The 21,663-nt window shown below is 41.6% G+C and carries 13 protein-coding genes; 6 read left to right on the forward strand and 7 right to left on the reverse strand.

Annotation, left to right across the window (positions count from 1 at the left end; translation table 11 throughout):
- Nucleotides 1-122: 122 nt before the first annotated feature.
- Nucleotides 123-1,703 (reverse strand): SH2 domain-containing protein, encoded by a 1,581-nt coding sequence (locus BN3769_RS02015; RefSeq protein WP_068467033.1) that lies wholly within the window; start codon nucleotides 1,701-1,703, stop codon nucleotides 123-125.
- 195 nt (nucleotides 1,704-1,898) lie between these two features.
- Here BN3769_RS02015 and BN3769_RS02020 point away from each other — a divergent pair, with 195 nt between their 5' ends.
- The 3 genes from BN3769_RS02020 (at nucleotide 1,899) to rsmA (ending at nucleotide 5,067) form a co-directional block, all read left to right on the forward strand.
- The gene (locus BN3769_RS02020) at nucleotides 1,899-3,032 is read left to right on the forward strand and encodes an RsmB/NOP family class I SAM-dependent RNA methyltransferase (RefSeq protein ID WP_079989384.1); all 1,134 of its coding nucleotides are present in this window, start codon (nucleotides 1,899-1,901) and stop codon (nucleotides 3,030-3,032) included.
- 87 nt (nucleotides 3,033-3,119) lie between these two features.
- Nucleotides 3,120-4,193: a peptidylprolyl isomerase gene (locus BN3769_RS02025; RefSeq protein ID WP_154017783.1), complete on the forward strand. Its 1,074-nt coding sequence runs from the start codon at nucleotides 3,120-3,122 to the stop codon at nucleotides 4,191-4,193.
- A 7-nt stretch (nucleotides 4,194-4,200) separates the two neighbouring features.
- The gene (gene rsmA, locus BN3769_RS02030) at nucleotides 4,201-5,067 is read left to right on the forward strand and encodes a 16S rRNA (adenine(1518)-N(6)/adenine(1519)-N(6))-dimethyltransferase RsmA (RefSeq protein ID WP_068467038.1); all 867 of its coding nucleotides are present in this window, start codon (nucleotides 4,201-4,203) and stop codon (nucleotides 5,065-5,067) included.
- A gap of 245 nt (nucleotides 5,068-5,312) precedes the next feature.
- Here the strand turns inward: rsmA and BN3769_RS02040 are convergent, their stop codons facing one another.
- Nucleotides 5,313-6,587, reverse strand: coding sequence for a D-alanyl-D-alanine carboxypeptidase family protein (locus tag BN3769_RS02040; RefSeq protein ID WP_068467043.1), 1,275 nt, complete (start codon nucleotides 6,585-6,587; stop codon nucleotides 5,313-5,315).
- Nucleotides 6,588-7,196: 609 nt separating this feature from the next.
- Here BN3769_RS02040 and BN3769_RS02045 point away from each other — a divergent pair.
- Together BN3769_RS02045 and BN3769_RS02050 are read left to right on the forward strand one after the other, a co-directional pair.
- A complete protein-coding gene (locus BN3769_RS02045) occupies nucleotides 7,197-8,732 on the forward strand; it encodes an ankyrin repeat domain-containing protein (protein ID WP_195155527.1) in 1,536 nt (511 codons plus the stop codon).
- A gap of 186 nt (nucleotides 8,733-8,918) precedes the next feature.
- Nucleotides 8,919-9,353, forward strand: coding sequence for a hypothetical protein (locus tag BN3769_RS02050; RefSeq protein WP_068467046.1), 435 nt, complete (start codon nucleotides 8,919-8,921; stop codon nucleotides 9,351-9,353).
- Nucleotides 9,354-9,367: 14 nt separating this feature from the next.
- Here BN3769_RS02050 and BN3769_RS02055 read toward each other — a convergent pair whose 3' ends face one another.
- The 5 genes from BN3769_RS02055 to uhpC all read right to left on the reverse strand — a co-directional run bounded on the left by BN3769_RS02055 (nucleotide 9,368) and on the right by uhpC (nucleotide 18,028).
- The gene (locus tag BN3769_RS02055; RefSeq protein ID WP_068467048.1) at nucleotides 9,368-9,811 is read right to left on the reverse strand and encodes an ATP-binding protein; all 444 of its coding nucleotides are present in this window, start codon (nucleotides 9,809-9,811) and stop codon (nucleotides 9,368-9,370) included.
- An 822-nt stretch (nucleotides 9,812-10,633) separates the two neighbouring features.
- On the reverse strand, nucleotides 10,634-11,209 hold the full coding sequence (lptE, locus tag BN3769_RS02060) for an LPS assembly lipoprotein LptE (RefSeq protein WP_195155528.1): 576 nt from the start codon (nucleotides 11,207-11,209) through the stop codon (nucleotides 10,634-10,636).
- Complete coding sequence (locus tag BN3769_RS02065; RefSeq protein WP_154017784.1) at nucleotides 11,202-12,386, reverse strand: tetratricopeptide repeat protein; 1,185 nt, start codon at nucleotides 12,384-12,386, stop codon at nucleotides 11,202-11,204. Before BN3769_RS02065 ends, lptE begins: the two co-directional genes overlap by 8 nt.
- 246 nt (nucleotides 12,387-12,632) lie before the next feature.
- Nucleotides 12,633-16,391, reverse strand: coding sequence for a DNA polymerase III subunit alpha (gene dnaE, locus BN3769_RS02070; protein WP_068467055.1), 3,759 nt, complete (start codon nucleotides 16,389-16,391; stop codon nucleotides 12,633-12,635).
- A gap of 239 nt (nucleotides 16,392-16,630) precedes the next feature.
- Nucleotides 16,631-18,028 (reverse strand): MFS transporter, encoded by a 1,398-nt coding sequence (gene uhpC / locus BN3769_RS02075; protein WP_068467057.1) that lies wholly within the window; start codon nucleotides 18,026-18,028, stop codon nucleotides 16,631-16,633.
- Between the two features lie 1,165 nt (nucleotides 18,029-19,193).
- On the opposite strand from uhpC, the gene BN3769_RS02080 reads away from it, so the two are divergent.
- A complete protein-coding gene (locus BN3769_RS02080; RefSeq protein WP_068467059.1) occupies nucleotides 19,194-21,635 on the forward strand; it encodes an FHA domain-containing protein in 2,442 nt (813 codons plus the stop codon).
- Nucleotides 21,636-21,663: the final 28 nt, after the last annotated feature.

Below are 21,663 nucleotides of genomic sequence, written 5' to 3' on the forward strand. Positions count from 1 at the left end.
ATTTATACACAGACATACCCAGCTCATAAGCTTATTTAAATGCCGTGTTTTCTTCAAACTCCATCTTCTCTTATCCCGCTGATCGTTTAGCCTGTTTGCTTTTAAAATCGCTTGTTGATAGCTTATCCTGACGTTTGCTGCTCCTTAGAATAGACAAAGGGAGTCACAGACGTGACGCCATTTTCTGTCGTAAAAATGAGCTTGGATCCCTCTTCATGGTATTGTCCACCAACGAATTTCTTATAATCTTCGGGATTTCCTTGCCATCGGCTGACATAATCGGTCCTTGCCAATACTTCAGCATGGATGCCCGCTTTAGCCAAAGCCTGGCTTAGGCGAAAGCCAAAGCTTTTTTGTTCGCCGTTATCTACACCGCCATAGCAAGCAACGATGCTAATTTTGACCTTATTTTGAGGCGTCCCCTTTCTTAATTCGGGTGAATGATCAATAAGCATCTTAACATATTCATCAACGGTGACCCGTTTGCCTTCATCCGATTCAATATAATCAAGACCTGGGCTGCAGTGCCCTATAATATATAGCCTAGAAGAAGGCGTTAATTTAGAAAGTGTCGATAAATCTTCATTGCTTCTCAGATCAATCATCTGAGAGGGAATATGTTGTTTATTTGCCTTCGCATTCAATCCAGCTCCCGAACGACCGCTTCCCAAGTTAAGAATTAATTGTTGATCATATTTGCCCATAGGCGCTTTGAGCTCTTCCAATTCAATTAGCCTTTGTTCTTTAAGCACTGTACTCATCAATTCTTTCTTCACCGTCTCTTCTGTCTTAGGCGATGCAAATTGTTTAATATAAATTCCCTTTTTCTGAAGATCATTAAGTGCCTGGTCTAGCGTTCGCCCTTCTAACAGAACATGCAGGACTTGATTTTGATGCACATAGGAAAGCACAAAATCATTCTGCGTATTGCTTTCCCTTAGCATTCCCGTGCCCGCAGGTTGATGCAGCAATTTTTCTTCCGCAGCCTGCCGGTTGATTTTGCCATGATTATAAGGCGAAGTTTTAAGATCCGGCTGAAGCAACCCCTTTACCTTGTACTCCTTCACAACCTCTTCTAGCGATCTTCCTTCCAGCCGAACATTCAGTATTTCTCCGCTTTCTTTTACAAAAGACAGCGTCATATCAGTACGTGTATTACTGATGCGCAATAGCCCCGTTCCCGGCGGTTGGCCTGCCAATCTCCGATCGCGTTCCTCAAAAGATATTTTCCCATGGTTGAAGGGCGAATGATGAGCAAGCCTGGGAGAAAAAGAAACCGCAGGGTCTGCACTAAAAGCAGGGACAAAAGGAGATCGCAGAAAACCGGGACTGTGAGCTTGAATCGGAGATTGCGCAGGAAAAGGAGAATCAAAGCGATTAGAAGATTGAACGGAAGGCTGAGTCAGATGTCTGCCTATAGGGCCTGAAATAGGAGAAGGAGGATGCTCTCTTGAAGCAGAAATTTTTTTCGAAGATTCAGAGTTAAATAAAGTAGAAAATATAGTGGAAGCAATCGAGCAAATTTTAGCAATACTTGACTTAAAAGCCTGAGAAATGGCTGTGACAACATTCGATAACCAAGATACTTTTTTTCCAGACATGTCTCCTTCCTTCACCTCATCCCCTTTTTTCAAATAAGAATCGGATAAAGGAACTTGAGAATAAACTTGACGGGAATGATCAAAACCTTGAGGAAAAGTCATACAATCCTCTGATTGTTAATAATAATTATTAAATTATAATTATTTATTATAAACCAATTTAAATAATGATTAAAATCAAAACAAATAAAACACTAAATTAATCCAATAATCAAATTTTATTAATAAATTTTGATAAGTTAAAAAAAGTGAAGATAGTGATTTTCTTCAAGTCGCCAATCTTGTATGCTTTTTCGCATGAACAACATTCCTTTTCGTCCTTACCATCTATTTGCTCTTTTAAATGCTTATAATCAGCAAACGCTTCCGCTTGATTTGTTTATTAGCCATTATTTTCGCGCCCATCCGGCACTCGGGTCTAAGGATCGTGCTTTTATAGCCGAAACGATCTATGCCCTCATTCGCTGGCAAGCCTTATTGGATTATTTGTCTCCTGAGGATCATTCATGGGAAAGCCGCTACAGGGTTTATGAACATTTGGATTTAGAACAAATTTTGCAAAGAGAAGACATTCCCCTGCACATTCGGGTTAGCTTTCCCTTGCCTTTATTTCAGTTAATGGAAAATAGCTATGGATCGCAGCGAACAATCGACTTATGCTTGACCAGTAATAAGCCTGCTCCGACGACAGTCCGTGTCAATACGTTAAAGACGACGCGCGAGGAACTTTTAAAGCTTTGGGAAGGACTCTATGAAGTCTCTCCTACCTCTTTGTCTCCTTACGGAATTCAATTTCACAAGAAAATCAACTTTTTCAGTTTACCTGAGTTTAAAGCCGGTTTTTTTGAGGTTCAAGATGAAGGGAGCCAATTGCTGGCCCAACTGGTCAAAGTTCAGCCAGGAGACCAGGTTTTAGACTACTGCGCCGGATCGGGCGGGAAGACGTTAGCCTTTGCTCCTGCTATGCAGCATACAGGCCAGATTTATGTGCATGACATTCGTCCTTATGCTTTGCAAGAAGCGCGTAAACGACTCAAACGCGCCGGTATCCAAAATAGTCAGATTTTGCTGCCCGATAGTCCGCATTTAGCTAAATTAAAGAAGAAAATGAATTGGGTGCTGGTCGATGCTCCTTGTACAGGAACGGGCACTTTGCGGCGCAATCCCGATATGAAATGGAAATTTGACGAGCATACGCTTGCCCGTCTGATTGGTCAGCAACGCATGATTTTTGAGAGGGCCCTAAGTTTTCTTCGCCCTGATGGCCGCATTGTTTACGGGACGTGCAGCATTTTAAAAGAAGAGAACCAACAACAGTTAGAGCATTTTTTGAAAACGTATCAACTGCGTATAGAAGGGGATGTTTTTCAATCGTTTCCTGCTCCTGGTGGAATGGATGGCTTTTTTGGAGTTGTTCTTAAAAGAATATAACTCTATCATATATACCGAAGAGAATTTCGAATTCTCTTCGGTATAGCTTGTAATCAGATCTTAATGTCCCTAATCCCGAATCCACTTATGAAAAATAAACTTTTTACTGCCTGTCTATCTTTTCTTATTGGCTGTTCTTCTCTTTATGCGATTAAAAGCGATCCTTTGCTCTCCGGTACCCAGCGCGAGGAACCCAAAATTTTTGTGAACAACCGCATTCTGGCAAAGATCAATGGCAAACCCATCTCGACATATGATGTCATGAAGAAAATGGACATCACCTTCTATAAGCAATATCCTGAATACATGTCTTCCCCTGTGGCACGCTATCAATATTATCAATACCAGTGGAAGATGGTTTTGGAAGATTTGATCTACAAGGAACTCATTTTGGCCGATGCCAAGGAAAGCAAAGTTGAAGTCAGCAGTGGAGATGTCCGGCAAGAGATGGAAGAGGTTTTCGGGCCTAATATTATCGCTAATCTTGACAAAGTCGGCATGAGCTTTGATGAGGCCGCTAAAATTGTCCAAGGCGACATTTTGATCCGCCGCATGCTCGGCGCCCGTGTCAATGGCAAAGCCTTGCGTCTCGTGACCCCTTCCAAAGTCCGTAAAACTTATGAAGAATTTATCCAAGATCCGCAAAATTCCCGCTCAACTGTTTGGAGCTATCGCGTCGTGACCATTAAGGACCGCAATTTACAAAAGACGGAAGAGACAGCTAAAGCGACTTACCAGCTATTAATGGAAGGTGCCCCCCTAGATGAGTTGATTGCCCGGTTAAAGGAACACAAACTCTTGGGACGCAAGGGAAAGGTCACCGTATCGGACGTCATTACCAATAATGAGAAAGAATTATCTGCCTCTTATAAAGAGGTATTGGAAGGCATGGATACCGGCATGTACAGCCAGCCGTTTGCCCATAAGAGCCGCAAAGAAAATGCAACGGTTTACCGCATTTTTTATGTAAAAGAAAAAGTTCCCGGAGGATTCCCTTCTTTTAAAGAAATGGAAAGCACGCTTAAAGAACGCTTGCTCAACGAAATAGCCGATCAGGAAACAGAAGTGTATTTGCAAAAGCTGCGTCAACACTTCCATGTGCGCGAAAGCGACATCGACGCGCTTCTGCCTGCGGATTATCAACCTTTCATTTTAAAATAGGGCTGCGATGTCGCCAATCTATAAGCCTAGCGAGCTGCGCCTTTTTTTAAACCAGTTAGGCATTTTTCCCAAAAAAGGGCTTTCGCAAAATTTTTTGATTGATGGCAATATTATTCGAAAAATCGTTTCAGCTTCAGGGGTTCAGCCTAATGAGACCGTCTTGGAAATTGGGCCGGGTCCCGGGTCTTTAACCCAAGCCCTTTTAGAAGCCGGCGCTCAAGTCGTAGCTGTCGAAAAAGATGAAGTGCTTGCCCAGGCATTGGAAAGATTGAATACGCCCGCTGAGCAGCTAAGCATTTTTTGCCAAGATATCATGACTTTTCCCTTTAAGGATATCCTGCCTCCTCGATTAAAGGAAGGGCAGCGGGCAAAAGTCATTGCCAATCTTCCCTATCACTTGACTACCCCTATCTTGTCAACGCTTGTTCCGCATACAGCCCTTTTCTCTTCTTTAACCGTGATGGTCCAAGAAGAAGTCGCCAGGCGCATGACCGCTTCACCGGGCTCTTCGGATTATAGCTCGCTGACGGTCTTTTTGCATTTTTACTCGAATCCCCGCTACGCCTTTACCGTCAGCCGCAATTGCTTTTATCCTGCCCCTAAAGTCGATTCAGCCATTGTCGTCTTGGAATTAAAAGAGCCGCCCTTGGCGATTCAAGAGCAAGATTCATTTTTTAAAATGACGCGAACAGCCTTTGAGCACCGCCGCAAAATGCTACGGGCCTCGCTTAAACCTTTATTCGATTCCCAAGCTGTTTCGAAAGCTTTAGAAGCAATTGGGCAAGATCCCTTAGCCCGTCCGGAAATGCTTTCCTTAGAAGATTTTGTCCAGCTTTATCATCAATTGAAAGCGTCTTCATCTAATGCTTTATAACCTGAGTTCATAGTCTCTTGATGTGGCAGTTTGCCGTTGAAATCTCCTGCTTTCCTGATGCAAGCAGGGACGAGTAAATGGCAATTCTCATTGAGGGATGACTTCTCGCTGCATGTTCTTTGAATTTGCTCTGCTTTCTCAGGCTTGCCCCATGCTAACTCATTGTGAGCAACTCCCTGTTGAGAAAGGCTTTTGAGAGAAGTAGGCACCATTCTGTAGAGAAATTTCTTACAACCGCTAATGCCCTATTTCTGCTTGATAATCCAAAGAGAAAAGAAACTAACAATGAGTAATCCCAAGCCCAGAACCGCCAGAATAGGAAAGGTATTAAAAACGTATTCAATTTTGGCCAGCCAGCTGTATGGCCATTTCAGGTGGACGTCTTCTACAGCCAATAAAGGCACTTTGCGCAGCAGCTTTCCTTGCGCATCAACGAGATGCAGTTCTGCAACTTGCTGGTCTTTATGAATCGGTAATTCCACGGGCTGCCAGTATAAAAAGCATTTGGCTTGCGGATTTTCAGCTGGATAGTAGTCCAGACTCAAATTTTCGCTTAGATAGGTCTGAAGCGGGCGATCGGCCCGTGCGATATCTTGTTTAAAAGATTGCTGCCCGGCGCGTAAAAAAATGCGCTGAACCTTGGGTTGATTAAAGGCAGCGTCAAAAAGCTTGATGGCTTCTTGGAAAATCGTGTTGCGGTCTTCATACCCCATTAAAACGGCAATAAGCGTTCTATCGTCCGAGCGGGCCGCAACGACAAAATTTTTCTTCGCCTTCGAGTGATAACCTGTTTTGCCGCCTATTGCCTTGGAATAGTAAAATTTACCAGGCCTGATCAACCGGTTTGTTTGCAATAGCGTTGTGGCAGCCTGTTTATTTGTTTTAGGTCGAACAAACCGCTGTTGGGCAATAAGCTGGCAGAAAAGAGGCTCTTTAAGGGCTTCCCTCATCATGATCGCTAAGTCGTACGCCGTTGTCTGGTGTTGAGGATGATGCAATCCATGCGGATTATAAAATGTTGTCTGCCGGCATCCAATTTCCTTCAAATAGGCATTTAACTGGTCCATGAAACGGGGAATCGATCCCCCAACGGCCTGAGCGACGACATTGGACGCATCATTTCCGGATGAAATGAGTATACCTGCTAATAAATCGCGCATGGTCATTTGCTCCCCTTTTTTCAAACCAATATGGCTGCCATCGGGCTCTAGCCAATAAGCCGGGAGCTGATAATTCGCTTTGCGCTTGGCCTCCTGAGTGATCGTTGCGACTGCGTCTTGCTCAGCGGTAAGGACCTTATCTAAGTCTTCTTTTTTGAATTTAAGGACATAAAGAGCTGTGGCAATTTTCGTCGTACTAGCAGGATAGCGCGGTATATACGCCTCTTTTTCAAATAAAATCACTCCGGAGTCGGCATTCATTAAAATCGCTGCTTCACCTGCAATGTCTAATTGCAAGGGTTCAGCAAAGACAGCAGAGGAAAGCGCTAAAAAAGCGATCATCCAAGATAAAATAGACATGGAAAAGGAAATCTTATTCACCTGACTCATTAATCAAATTAGAAGATGTTATGAACCTGTGTTTGGAGTTTTTTTGCCCTTTCGACTACGTCAAAGCCGCGGAGAGGAACAGATGGACCGTCTTGCCATTTTTCATCTGCAAGAGCTTTCACGTCAGTTCAATGGGCAAAAAAACTTCAAACTTATTATTATATTCGTTCTTATGTAAGTTGGAACGAGTATATACTCTTTCCAGGTTTGAGGGAATGAGTATAAATATTACACGAAAAAAAAGGATTAAGCAAGTCGGTTGTATACTCTTTCCAGCAGAAAAACTGAAATGCTCTTCCTGAAACCGTTCTTCTCTTACATAATCTAGTCCCTCAAATAGGCAAACGCCTCAATCCAGTGGACTACGCTCTACCGTCCGTCTTTTCCACCAATAGTTATGCAAAATTGTTTTATTTAATTTAAATTAATTCAAGTGATACAATAACGGCAATAAAATTTCAAATAACAAATCTTTTTATGAATATAAATAAATTTAAACTACAATTAACTCAAACTGAAAGTAATTTTTTAGAAAATCTTGAGCAATTTAATAAAATCTGCGAACAGAGCATTTCCCCTTTGTCAAACAGACAAAAAACATTATTAGATCGTATTACGGCAGATGCACAAATTTTATATAGATTGGATAAAAATAGTCTTAAAAATAAGGTTATTAAAATTTTAAAAAATCCCTCCTTGGAAGAAGAGAATAGGATTGTTTTATTTAATGGAATTCTTAGAGGAATAGATAAAACTCATCAAAAGGAAAATACGGCTATAGCCGGATTATTAACTTCTTTAAATAAGCACTTCGTTTTATCAACATTTACCGGTCTTCAACATACAACGGATCTTTCTGCCATTTATTTAGAAACGCTTATGGCGGATCCTGATCCCTCTAATGAAAAAAAAATGATAGACCTCTTTCAACAGAATCCTAGATTAATCCATTTTAAAGACAGGGAGGGGCAATCCCCTCTTCTTGTCGCCATCAGACAAAAATTTCCGGTTTTAATAAATTTTTTAATCCAAAAAAAAGTGAATATCAATCAAGCCGATTATTATGGATGGACGCCTCTTTTTTGTGCTGTTTATCAAGAAAACATAGAGCTAACCAAAATGCTGATAACGAATGGGGCTGATATCAATGCGATGACTATGCAAGGATCCACGGCCTTCTTTCAGGCCTCTCTTCAAAAACATAAAGACATGAGCCTCTATTTACAACAGCAATTAAATCACTTTGGACAATTCTGGCTGGATATCAAGCTGTTGGCCCACCGCTTTGGTTTAGAGAGCCAGGTAACAATTAAACAACGGTCATTTTCAGTAGAAGGACTGAGTTCGCCTCTTGCCTATATGGCTTTATGCCAATCTTTAGAGACAAATTTTATAAAACATGATTTTAAAGACAGGGTGTCTTTTTGGTCGCCGGAAGACAGCCAAGTCATTTTAGAAGCGATGAAGAGAGGAGCAGATTATGCGTTTTATAAGGGCAGTCCGGCAGAAATCCAAGACTTAATGGATGCCATACATCAAGAAAAAATAACCGTTTTGCCCACTGGCTGGGAAGAGCACGCGACAAGCATCGTGATCAAAGGAGATGTGCTGATTAAATGCAACCGAGGTGAAAGAAGCGAGAAAGGGAAAGCGGGAATGGAGGTCTTTAAAATAAAAGATCGAAATCAAATAAGAGCAGTTTTACCTGCCCTCTTAGCAGAAAAAGATAAATCTTCCGACTTTTTCGACGAAGGTATCCACAAACTGGTTGAGCTAGAGCCGATCGATTATTTTGCCCATAAAGACCAGCACGCGAGCAACTGCGCCTGGACATCAGCTAAGCTCAGCTTGAGGGCCGCTATTTATCTTCATCTTTTAGCTATGGGACAGGCCACGGAAAACGCCGCACAAGCTTCGTATAAAATTTATAAATATTGGACAGATAAAGATCGCTTATACGCTTTAGACTCTTTTGTCCGAAAGACCCCTCCACAAGACCTGGAATCTGCGATGCTGACAGTCCTTAAGTCCATTCTCAACAAATGTTCAGACAATCGCTATCCGCTAGCGAATATTTCTACTGCTATGGCAACACTTGAAGCCAGGCTTGTTTAGCTAGCAAGCCTTTTCTTCTTTATGTCATTCAAATTAGCGCGCTTTAATCAATTCTAGTAGAAAAATGTCCATCCAGATTATTAAGAATAATCAACCAAAATGTATTCATAAATTAAATAATTTATTGAAATAGTAAAAACTTTTAAGGTAAAATTATATTATGGATCAGCAGAGGATGCTTTTCTTATGCATAATTTCCCTTTAATAGAAGAATGTTATAAAAAATTTATTAAAAGCCTTTTTTACTGGATACCGGAAGGAATTTTTCTAGTAAATTTGGAGCTTTTGCATCACTTTGACTTGTTGCATTTTCAGCCAGCGACAAATCGCAAAGATCCCAATTTAACCCGTTATTTTCACATTATCGAATCCTCCGAAAAGATTACTCTGCTCAATGATGATTTTATTGTGTGGATTATTCCCGATAAGATCAATCATATGTCTGTGACTTATACCTTAATTGCCCTCAATAAACCTGAGCAAGAGCCTCAGCTTGAAGCGGCTTTTATTGCTTCCGGGGTTTATAATTCTTCGAAGCTTGTCTTAAGAATTTTAGAGAAATTTCTCGCCGAGATTCACGATAATGAGAAAATGCTCGCTAAATTTAAGGCCACGGCCTAAACGCGTTCTGCTTATTAAAAATATTTAATCAAAGAAAGAATATTGCCGCCATCCAAGCGTTTGTATTCAACACGGTCCATTATTCCTACAAAAAGATAAATTCCATAGCCGCCTAATCGATTTTCAATTTTATTTGTTTTATCGGCGCCCAAAACAGGGGGAATTAATCCTTTTTGTTTACTTTCGGAGGCTTTTTTAATGGGATTGAAGGGAATGCCTTGATCTTTAATTGAAATGCGAATCCCAGGCTTTCGCCCAGGCTCTTCGCAGGTCAATTCAATGGTACCGTTATTATCCGGATATCCATAAAGAATGACGTTCACTAGAGCTTCTTCCGCAGCTAAAATGATTTTGTCTAAAAGTTTTTTTTGGATATTTTTTGCCTCTCCATAGCATTGAATAAAATTTAACATGCTATGCAGATGATCAAGGCTAGCAGGAAACGTTTTTTTATGCATACATGTCAAAACCTTTTAGCTTAAGAGAAGGTTCTTAAAACTCAAAGTCTATAAATCCATTCGCTTTAACATAAGTCCAATCAGGCTTATATAAATCCAATTTTTTGTGCGTATGGGTAGGCCTTCCCAAAAGTTCTTTCCATTATCCCTTTTTATTGGAGAGACATTAAAGCTCTTTTCTTTTCGCTTATAGCCTGTATAAGTCCCATCCATCCAATTTTTGACTGTCGGCAAGGAATTCTGATTATGTCTATAAACTCCGGCTTTTCTGATGCATTAGCTGTTGTTCCCTGGTGATTTAGCATAAATCCTTGATTATCAGTTCCCCTTGAATCCTTTCTTTCCTTTTGCCGTTCTCAAAACCTTTAACGCTTTTTTCTGTAGTCTTTATAGAGTGGATATCGGCAATGACTGTTGCCCTTCATTCCGCCCTCACCCGCTTTAATTTGAGCTGGCTTTACAAGGTTTCTCTCTTCACCCTTTAAAGATCACTTGAAATAGACCGAATTTAATCTCTGAGTTTGAAGTTTTTGCTCTTTCGATGCGTGAAAGCTGTGGAGATGAATAAATGGCAAGGCGGTCAAAAATAGGGACCGCCTTGCCATTTTTCATCCGCAAGCGCCTTCCCATCAGTCCAAAGGGCAAAAAAACTCCAAACTCAGGTTAATAAAATTAATACGCTTTGAGCCAATATTCTTACAGTTTTTTTTGCCATCACATTTTAAACGCATCTTTAGTCAACATTCAAATTTTAAATAACAGGAAGTGTTGTCAATGGGATCGGCCTAGATTTGCGTTCTTCGTATGAAGCTTTGCCCGTTTTTACCAGCTATTAAGCACATAATCCGCAATTCGTTCGGCTAGATGCCGATTGAGGGGATGCATAGCCGCATCATGCGCCGCATCGATATCATTTAACTGTCCTAAAGAAAAGATATTTAACGCATGGTGGCTAGAATAATAATACTCATGATCGAAATCCACGCTCCCCGTCAGGCGCGTAGGTCCCCGGATGATTTGTCCAGAGCCTGCTTCCTTTACAGACACTTCAACTAAAGCGCTTAAGCGCGTTTCTGTAGGGATAATGCTTCTCTTCAGCTCTCCATGTTTTTTTCGGTCATAGCGGAATCCAATATTTTCATCCCGCATCTCAATGATTTTGACTGACAAGATTAAATCTCCGCCGGAAGAGACATAGCGCAGCCCCCCGGATAAGCTAAGGCGCTTAATGACTTCTGCCGTCAGCTCACCTTCTGTATCCCCCTCTATATATGGGACACAAATAGTTGAATACTGTTCTGCCAATTCCCCTCTGCCAAATCGATATTGGCAGCTATTGAAACCAATTAAGCCCCCTAAAAGAAGGAGGCTTACTAAAACGCGAGCCGATTTACTCATTTCCATTGCATCTCATTTCTCGCTTCTTCAATAAGCTATAATGCAAAAAAGGCGCATGTTGCTCTTCTTCGTCCTCTTCTACTATAGCCGCTTGCCTGGGCATAGAAACGATATCCTCTATAGGGGCAGCTTCTTCCAAAGGCAAAGTGCTTTCATTGAAAAACGATTCTTCCTGTGCAGGAACAGGGACAGGCTCTTCCGAAGCGCCGCAGAGAGCATTTTCTTCCTCTTCTTCATAGAAACCTAGACAACGCAAGCGCGACCGGGAAAAATCGGCAGCATACGTATCAGGAAATTCTTCAATTGCGCTTTGGTAGTAAATCGAAGCAGCAGCAGGCTGATCCATTCTTTCATAAAATCGTCCCGTATTGCACAAGCCTCTTGCATAATTTTCTTTAATGCGAAGGACATAGCCATCGGCAATAGCGACGCGTTCATCGCGGGGAAATTCCTCGCTGAATTTACGCGCATTAAGCTCTGCTAACGCGAGGATATCTGGATTTTGAAATTCGTAAACGCTTTGCTGGCAATAAGCTTCGGCAATTTTTAAATAGCAAGCGGGGGTAATTTCATCTTTGGGAAAACGGCGAATCAAGGTCTGATACGTATCTATGCATTCACGATAATTTTCCATTTTTTGCAAGAGTTCTGCTTTAGAATAGAGGGCACGTACAGTCAGTTCATGATTGGGCAAAGCGACAATGACTTCGTCATAGATGGTCAAAGCCAATTCCTGTCCCGATATCCACTTGGGAAAATAGCGCAATTTAAAAGGGCGTCTTTTTTTACCGATTTTAAAGTGTTCGGCGCAGCAGAATTTATAAGTGACAGCGTCTTCAAAAAACTCTGGTTGATTAGACGCCTTGATGTAATTAGAAAATTCGGCGTTGGCAAAGTCATATTCTTTCATTTCAAAGTAGCAAGTTCCCAAGTAAAAGCTTGCATCAGCAGCGGCATCGGAATCAGGAAAAAAATAAATCACCTTTTCAAATTCATTAGCGGCATTACGCCATTCTTGATGATTATAATAGTGGCAAGCCTGGTTATAAAGGGCCGTCATATACTTTTCGGCATCTTCTTGGCATGCGAAGTTTTTTGTTCTAGCGGCATAAATAGGAGCGGAAGCGCCTAACATAAATGTTAAGACTAAAAGAGATGAAATAAATCGCTTTTTCATGAGATTCTCGCTGATGAAGTAAAAAGAATTAAACTTAGAAGATGTATTCAAACGACTATAGCCTAGCTTCAAGCTCTTTCCTGCTAGGAAAAAATTCTCTCGAATATAGGTTATTATGGATTTTAATACACCCTCTTAAAGGAAGAAACAAAAGTGTAGAGACAGACCAGCTTCCTGTCAATCTTTTCGCGCTTTATTCAACAAACGGGGAATGATTCGGCGCTAGCCAGTAAATCAACAACCGTTTTATTCAACAGCTAATACGCAATCAAGTTCGCAAATCTTTTGTTTGACTTGCTCATTAAAAGCGATTCCCCATTTGCCGTCTATATGCAGGGTTGCTAATAACTTTGCTTGATTATGAAAGAGAATCTGAACAGGTGTTGTGCCGCAGCATTCGTTAAAAATATTTTTAAGCTTTAAAATATGGCTTAACCGTGCGCGGTCAGCATCTAATTTGATGGAAATGGTCTGCATGGCAGGCTCTTCTTTAGTCGTTGCGGGTTTGGCATTTTTCTCTGTTTTGGCTTTGTCACCATTATTTTTTCCGTTTGCGCTTGCATTGTACGCATGCCTGGTGATTTGATGTTTAGCCTTATCATAGGCCTTGTCACAAGCTTCGATCATTTCTTCATTGGCTTTAGTCAAATCATCCAGCCAGCGGCAGGACAGCCGCAGTTCATCCCCTTTCTTATCGACTTGCAAGACGGCGTAAAGGAGCTGGTTTTCTTGCAATAAATGGCTTTTCTCCTCATAGAGGTCGGGCCAAATAGGTAATTCCTGCCTTTCAATGCCATCGCTAATGGTTAAAATAGCAAACTTCTTTTGCGACTTTGCCGAAAGGCGCACTTGGATGGATTCAACAATAAAGGCGGAACGGAAGACCGTATCGTGGTCCATTTGATCAATCCGCCTTAAAGGAATGCAAGACAGCCGCTGCAAAATGCCTTTATATTCATCCATCGGATGTCCGGTCAAGAAAAATCCAAGCAAGGCTTTTTCTTTGCGCAGCACTTCTTGGCTCGGCGTTTTCTGTTTGACTTCAGGAGGATTGGCAAACCGGCTTTCAAGACCGTCTCCCATTAAAGAAAATAGAGAAAGGATGCCCAGCGACTGTTCTTTTTGGTCTTTAGAGACCGCTTCATAGATCGGATCGATACTGAGCAGGAGCGCATCGCGCGACCATCCCGTAAAGTCAAAGGATCCAGCCTCCACCAAGCTTTCAATTGCTTTTTTCCCCACCTTTTTCGTATCAATGCGCTTAAAGAATTCGTAGAAGCTCTTAAAAGCCCCCCTTTTTTGCCGCTCTTGCGTGATGGTCTCGACAACTCCGCCCCCTACTCCCTTGATTCCCGTCATCGCAAAACGGATGCCTTGCGAAGTCGCCTGAAAAGCGGTACCAGCCTCATTGACATCTGGAGGAAGCATGGGAATGCCCATGCTTTGGCATTCCCGGATAAATTTTGCCACTTTTGACAAGTCGTCTCGATCGCACGTCATTAAAGAAGCCATCCACTCTCGCGGGTAATTGGCTTTCATGTAAGCAGTCACATAAGAGAGATAGCCATAAGCTGCCGCGTGGGATTTATTGAATCCGTAAGCCGCAAACTTTTCCATCTTATCGAAGATCAGCATGGATGTTTGTTCATCAATGCCATTTTGCAAAGCGCCTAAACGGAACTTCTCTCTTTGCTTGGCCATTTGATCCATGTCTTTTTTTCCCATGGCGCGGCGCAAAACGTCACCTTCGCCCAATGAGAAATTGGCAAGCTTGCTGGCAATCTGCATGACTTGCTCTTGATAGACCATGATGCCATATGTTTCTGCTAAGATATCCTTCATCCAAGGATGGTCATTTTCGATCGCTTCCCGCCCATGCTTACGATTGATAAAGGAAGGGATCATGTCCATAGGGCCCGGACGGTACAGTGCGCCGACCGCTATAATCTCTTCAAAACGGTCCAAGTGCAGCTGACGGGCCAGATCCTGCATTCCACCGGATTCTAATTGGAATATGCCTAATGTTTTCCCTTGATTTAATAAATCGAAAGTAGGCTTGTCATCTAAAGGAAGATTAATCCAATCAATATCCCGGCCTGTGCTGGCCTTGATGGAGTCGACGCATATCTGAATGGCCGTCAATGTCTTTAATCCCAAGAAGTCGACTTTAAGCATCCCCACCGCTTCTACCGGCTTCATAGAAAACTGGGTGACAGGCATGTCAGAATCTTTAGAATTGCAAATTGGAATGAGATCGGTCAACGGAGCGCCGCTAATAATGATTCCGGCTGCATGAATGCCCGTATTGCGGATAGATCCCTCAAGCTTTTTGGCAAGATTAATCAAGCGGGCCACTTCTTCGTCAGTCTCATATAACGAGCGCAGATCCGGATCTTTTTCCAAAGCCTTGTCTAGGGTAATATTCAAATCTTCGGGGACAAGCTTGGCTATTTCGTTCACCTTGGAAAGCGGTACACTTAGCACCCTGCCTACGTCTTTCAGCGCCATTTTAGCCTTCATGGTGCCAAACGTAATGATCTGGGCAACATTATCCTTGCCATATTTCTGCAAGGTATAAGCAATGACTTCCCCGCGCCTATCCATGCAAATATCCACGTCGATATCGGGATAGGAAATCCGCTCCGGGTTAATAAAGCGCTCAAAGAACAAATGAAAACGCAAAGGTTCGATATCGGTGATTCCGATCAAATAAAGGACAATAGAACCTGCTCCAGAACCGCGTCCCGGCCCCATAGGGATGCCATTGCGCTTCGCCCAGTTGATAAAATCCCAAACAATCAATAAATAATCGCTCATGCCTTTCGGGACAATAATGCTCATCTCATAATTGAGCCTGTCCCTAATGATTTGCATCGGATCCTTGTCAGGATAAATTTCTTGCACCTTGGCCAATCGCTCTGGAGTATAGCGCTTGGGAATTCCCTCTTCGCAAAGCTGCCAGAGGAATTTTTCCACTTCCTTGCCTTGCTCTTCCTTCGTATAAGATTTACTTTCCAAGCTCGGGGGAAGATAGACCGGATAATGCTTGGTTTTAAAATCAATTTCCACATAGCATTGCTCAGCAATAAGGGCTGTATTAGAAAGCGCCTCAGGAACATCTTCGAATAATTCCTGCATCTGCTGATGCGATTTAAAATAATATTCGTGGCTCGGATAAGTCTGCCTTTTCGGATTGGGAACCCGGAACTTTGGGTTGCCATAAGAGTCTTTTTCCCAAATCTCGCAAGGCTCGCCCGACTGGATATTCAATAAAATTTCATGCGCTCGCCAGTCCTCTCTGTCGACATAATGGATATCATTTGTCGCAACCAATTGAATGCCATGCTGCCGGCTTAATTGAACGAGAGCCTCATTCACTTTTTTCTGTCTAGCCGCAAAATCCTGATACTGCTGGATAAGCCAGGCTTCTTGATACAAACCATCTGCTTGAATATCTTCGGACGACATGCTATGGCGCTGCAAGTCCAAATAGCAGTCATTTCCAAAGGTGTCTTGACACCATTTCAGCTGGGATAATACGCTTTCGGGCGTTCCCTGCAAAATTTCGTGCGCCAGCCTTGTCCCCAAACTACCCGTCAAGCAAATCAACCCTTCGCTATATTGTTTCAAAAGATCTTGGTCGACGCGCGGATAGTAGTAGAATCCCTCCAGATAGCCAGCGGATGAAAGCTTGCACAGGTTTTGATAGCCCTGCTTATTTTTTGCCAAAAGGGTGAGGTTATAAGCCGCCCGCATGCCGGGATTTTTGGTCTTATCCAAACGGGAATGAGGAGCCACATAAAGCTCGCATCCGATGACGGGCTTGATTTTCGCTTCCTTGCAAGCTTTATAAAAGTCCACTATCCCAAATAAGTTGCCATGGTCCGTTAGGGCAAGGGATCCCATCCCTTCTTGAGCTGCCCTTTGGACAAGCTCGTAAAGGGAAGCCGAGGCATCTAAGATAGAATATTGAGAATGTGTGCGAAGATGGACAAATGAAGCCATAGCAAGACTTGTGCCTAATAAGGATCAATATTACAGTAAGCTGCCTGGAAATAGATTTAATTGATTTATCTCAATCAATCATAGAAACCAGAAAGCATGGACTCAGTTTGAGAAACCGTCCTTGAATTGCTAATTGCCTATATTCAAGATACCAAAAGCCAAGCAGCCTATTATGCTTATAATAGGCTGCTAAGTATAGCAAAATGAAATAAAAAGCTCAAAGCTTACACAGCTAAACTTTAAGTTCTGGCAGCTCTTGCAGAGGAAGCCAGGCCTGGGTTCGGAGCGGGTTCTTTAGCCTTGGCTCGAATACTTGTCGCCGTTACAGACCAAAGCGGCAATAGAAGCATAGTTGAAACAATACAGCATATCAAAAGAGACCAGAAAAAGCCTTGCCATCCCCATCCCTGCGTAATGGAACCCAAAGGATAACCGGCAAAGGCCGCGCCGACATAAGCAAAGAAGCCGACAAAACCTGTTGACGTCGCAGCCGCTTTTTTATGAGAGAGTTCAGCGGCAGCCAACCCGATCATCATTTGCGGACCAAAGATCATAAAGCCAATAATAAACATAAGAGTCGAATCTAGAAAAGAATACCCCTCCGGCACAAGCCAGAAGATTCCAATAGACGCCAGCATGCCAAGAGTGAATAAGACGTTGATAGGCCCGCGCTTTGCTCCAAATAAACGGTCCGAAGACCAGCCGGCCACTAAGCTGCCAAAAAACCCCCCCACTTCGAAGAGGGAAACGCACCCATTTGCACCAATACTGCTATATCCTTTAGATTCAACCAAGAAAAGAGCTGTCCAATCGTTAATTCCCGTTCGCACGGCATAAACAAAGAAATAGGCTACAGCTAAAAGCCAGAGATAGGGATTCTTTAAAACAAAATCAACAAGAACTTTTTTAGTGGTTAAGTCTTTTTCATTCCCGCCTTCGGCTTCAATTTTATCAATATAGTCATTGCGGTATTTTTCAATAGAGGGCAAGCCCAAGGATTGAGGCGTATCTCTTAAACGATTGATGAGAAAGAAGCCTACTAAAATACAGAGCACGCCTGGGAAATACATGGCATAGCGCCAGCCAAAATATTGAAGCGCCACTCCTGCCACCCAAGGAATTAAAAAGCCTCCCACATTGTGGGAAACATTCCAAGTCGACCACCAAGATCCTCTCTCAGAATGCGAATACCATTGCGTTAAAAAACGCGCACAGGGAGGCCAGCCAAACCCCTGAAACCAACCGTTAAGCCCCCAGAAAAGAGCAAAAAAGAATATAGAAGACGAAAGGCCAAAACAAATATTACACACGCCTGTTAGCATCAATCCAATTGCCATCATATAGCGCGGATTCGTGCGATCACCTATAATCCCACTAGCAAATTTGCTAATCCCATATGTAATAGATAAAATACTGCCTAAAATACCCAATTGACTTTTGTCGAAATCTAAGTCTTGAATTAATCCCGGCATCGCAAAAGTAAAGCTTTTTCTTGTAAAATAATAAAAAGCATAGCCAATAAACATTGAATAGAGAATACGAATACGCCAATATCTGTATTCTATTCTAACGCGCTCTTTATCCTTTATCTCGGGAATGTGAGGAGCTGGTTGCAGCCAAGTGAGCAGTGTATTCACGTGTTCTCCTTAAATTTTATCCTACAACACGATAATTAATTTAAAGGCCTATTAATAAATCGATAAAACAAAAATTAAAAAATCTTATCGACATTCAATTGGTACTTAACAAAACAGAAATAAATCTCCAATAAAGAGCTAGACTTCCTTCCTGCTAAAAAACAGGTACTAGAAAGGAAAAATTAGATTCTGTCAAGACATTTCCTTCTGTTAACTACGCTTGCTTAAATTTCTAATAGCAAAGCAACACAGGCCATCTTCTCGTTATTAAAGGCAGCCTAGATAGCCCAGCCGGTGATTCAAAACTTTATAAGCCTTTTCGATTTTTTTGATAAATATTTCCTGTCAGAAGGAAAGATCTTATTAAGCACTCGCTTCAAAAAAATCCCTTTTTCCTTCTTACAATTCTCTTATAGTGAAGGAATTATCACCTATTATGCAAGACTAAAATTTTTTAAGCTATCCGGGAGAGTGTATTAAAACCGTTAATGACCTAATTCGAGTTCTCCTATTGCTTTCCAGGAAGAAAACAACCTCAAATATTGATTATTAAGGGTTTTAAGACACTCTCTTAGAGCCTGTTAAACAACTTATAATCGTTTGCATTTGAGACCATTTTTGTCCTAGAGAGCAAGAACGCCTCCTACGAAAAAAAGAACTCGAATCCAAGCCATTAGAAGTTTTTTAGTCCCTTCTTACAGCCATTCGTTAAGCCTGGCCTTTTCTTCTTATCCCTTTAAAAATATCTGGTGAGCGATAGGAGTTCACGGGCTTGAGAAAACAAATAGGAAAATGAAAAGAAATTCAAGATCCCATTAAATCGAGGTTATTTTAGACATTTTATCGTGGACAAAAGATGACTATAGCATCAATCAATTATAAATTCTACCCTTATTCAAGATATAATAAATAAAAAAACCAACAATAAAATTAAAAGTATTTTTTAAATCGATTTTTTTATAAATATAAAATTAAAATCGTGACTATTAATAAACTCTTGTCTAGTATAGAAACGATTTTTATTAGGGAGGTATTCCACCTGCTTAGAAGGTTTTTATACACCCTCTTAGAAAAGCGGAAATTTTTGGGAAATTCTGGTTGACGTTAGCTTCCCAATGTGTTAGAAACGTTTGAAATAGAAACATTAAGGTAATGCAAATTTCTCATGATCCGACTTACTGTTAATGTCCAATCAGATCCTGAAATCCATTTATTTAATAAATCCACGATTCTTTTAGGATCGGAATCCGGTCATGTCGATTTAATCCTTCCTGGCGAAAACATTCAACCCGTTCACTTAAAAATTATTGAGCAGAATGGATTTTTGATTCTCATCAATCAGGCAAATGATCCTTTTGTTTCTATTAATGATCATCCTTTTGGAAAAAAATTGTTGCGTTCAGGGGATATCATCCTTGTCCATCAGACTAAAATTCTATTTGAAAATTTGAATCAGGCCAGTGAAGAAAAGGAAAAAGCGCCTTTAACTCCTCTCGACACTTTGATTCCCATCTTGAATGATAAAATTAAGAAGCAAATAGAAGTCCCTCAAGCGCAAGTGACAGCGACTGTCGAATCTGAGGAAAACAAATCCTCTTTCCATTTTTCCCTTCCTTTCGAAAAGGAAGTTGAAGCATTAAAAGAAGAAGAATGGAAATTGAGCGACCTGGACCGCTATTTGAGTTCTTCGGGGCCATCTCAAAAGGAACAAGAAAAGAAGACTGATGCGGCATTGGCAGTTGCCCCTTTTGCTGAAGAAAAGGTTTTTGAAAGAAAAAAACCGCTGAGCTTAAAAGACGATTACTTGCGCGATTTAGATGATGATAATAAAAAGGAAGATCCTTTTCATATCTCTTCGGAACCGAGTCATCTTGTTCAAGCTTGGAAATGGATTATTCTTTTTATCCTATCCATTCTAGCTATCGCTGGAATTCTGGGAACAGTCATTTATTTTACGGTCAGCGATAAGACAGAGATGCAAGAGACAAAGGCGGCTCAAGGCATGGCTGATATTGCAATGGCATTGGCGCATGCGCAGCTCTATCATATTAAGCCCCCTAATCAGAATTGGTCCGACCTCGATTTTTTAAAGAACAATTTACAGGTCATTTTGCCCAATGTTCCTTCCTACGCCTCCCAATTGGATGCGCAGGGTCAATTTAATTGCTGCCCATACAGCTTGCGCATTTATACCAGCAGCGATCTATCGCATTTTCTACTGATTGCCCAGCCTGCTCCCAGCTTATTGCATTGGCTCATTCCAAAGTCCATTATCGTGATCGATTCTCATTCAATGGAATTGCGCACCTTAAAAGACGTACGCAGCTTAAATCGACTATTAACCAATCCCGATCCTTTGGAAAGCATGAACGGCAAAGAAATCTCTTCCCTTATCAAACAAGGCGAATTGATCCGCTTGGCCACGCTGGCAAATGAAACGGGAAATTTGGATTATGCCCCTCCTAAAAATTTGGGTTGGATCAAGCCTGGAGCGGAAAATTTTATCTACAACGCTCCCCGCTATCACCGCTTGGGGCAGCGGTTAATCCAAAAAGCCTTGGCCTTATCGACATCGCGTGGAACAAGTCAAGAAGTGGCCGCTTTAAAGCAGGATGTTGAAAGTTTTTCGAGCTTAAACAATTTGATTTTATACGCAGATCAAGGCAAAAAATCTGCTTTATTGACGAGGCAAGGCGTCATGACATTTGCGCCTTCCGACAAATTTCTGTTTGGTTATCTTCTATTCAATAACCAGGGCAAGATCTATCAAGTCCACTTGCTTAAAGACGAGGAAGAATTAAAAGATCCTATAGCCTCTTTAAACAAGGAAAACGACTTGATCGCTTTCCACGCTGCGACGGAGAAAAACCATAAAGATGAGCAAGGCCATGCTCTTGAAGAGTCCCAGATCGACTTTAATCATCCCATTTATATCAAATTGCAATCTCTTGCCATGGCCAGAGAAAATGAGCTTCAGCCTTTAACGACCGCTTTAACCAATTTATTGAATCATGAGTTGCCGAATCCGCGGACGGGCTTTCAATTTGAATTTCAAAACCTATCGCATGCCTACTTAATGGCTGATGCAAAGCACAAGCAAGCGATTAAAGAAGCATTGGACAGCCTTTATCATCAATATGAAGATATGCCCATTAATCAATTTATGGCCTTTGTCAAGCATTTGCATCTTGAACAGCTCATTCAGCAAGACAACCAAGCTTTCAGCTTGGCTGATGAAAATTGCATACAAAATCTAGAGACCATGCTCGTGCACATTGAAAAAGCCAAATCTTTGTCTGAGTTAGACAATTTGATTCATATTGCGACTACCTGGCTTAACTTTGATTATATTAAAGATCCTCAAGACTTGATGAAATATCAAAATTTATTGAGAAATCAAATTTTAAACCAGCTCGAAAATCAGCTTTTATCTCAAACAAAACATTTAGCCGTAAGAGCGGAAGACAGGGATGTCTTGCAACACATTTTGAATTATGAGCGCTTAATTAAGCCTGAAGAAAAAGATTTCTTCCTAAATGAATTCGATGCCTTATTGGCGATGGAACGCCCCAAAGAAGAAGAGCCGCCTGAAGAAGCGGCTCAATAATCCATAAAAGCTCTGGTAAGAAGAGAAT

This window comes from Candidatus Protochlamydia phocaeensis (assembly GCF_001545115.1).
Classification (GTDB): domain Bacteria; phylum Chlamydiota; class Chlamydiia; order Chlamydiales; family Parachlamydiaceae; genus Protochlamydia_A; species Protochlamydia_A phocaeensis.

Coding starts and splice junctions, on each gene's coding strand:
- BN3769_RS02015 (WP_068467033.1), bottom strand. CDS start 1,703: ATGACTTTTCCTCAAGGTTTTGATCATTCCCGTCAAGTTTATTCTCAA.
- BN3769_RS02020 (WP_079989384.1), top strand. CDS start 1,899: ATGAACAACATTCCTTTTCGTCCTTACCATCTATTTGCTCTTTTAAAT.
- BN3769_RS02025 (WP_154017783.1), top strand. CDS start 3,120: ATGAAAAATAAACTTTTTACTGCCTGTCTATCTTTTCTTATTGGCTGT.
- rsmA (WP_068467038.1), top strand. CDS start 4,201: ATGTCGCCAATCTATAAGCCTAGCGAGCTGCGCCTTTTTTTAAACCAG.
- BN3769_RS02040 (WP_068467043.1), bottom strand. CDS start 6,587: ATGTCTATTTTATCTTGGATGATCGCTTTTTTAGCGCTTTCCTCTGCT.
- BN3769_RS02050 (WP_068467046.1), top strand. CDS start 8,919: ATGCATAATTTCCCTTTAATAGAAGAATGTTATAAAAAATTTATTAAA.
- BN3769_RS02055 (WP_068467048.1), bottom strand. CDS start 9,811: ATGCATAAAAAAACGTTTCCTGCTAGCCTTGATCATCTGCATAGCATG.
- lptE (WP_195155528.1), bottom strand. CDS start 11,209: ATGAGTAAATCGGCTCGCGTTTTAGTAAGCCTCCTTCTTTTAGGGGGC.
- BN3769_RS02065 (WP_154017784.1), bottom strand. CDS start 12,386: ATGAAAAAGCGATTTATTTCATCTCTTTTAGTCTTAACATTTATGTTA.
- dnaE (WP_068467055.1), bottom strand. CDS start 16,391: ATGGCTTCATTTGTCCATCTTCGCACACATTCTCAATATTCTATCTTA.
- BN3769_RS02080 (WP_068467059.1), top strand. CDS start 19,194: ATGATCCGACTTACTGTTAATGTCCAATCAGATCCTGAAATCCATTTA.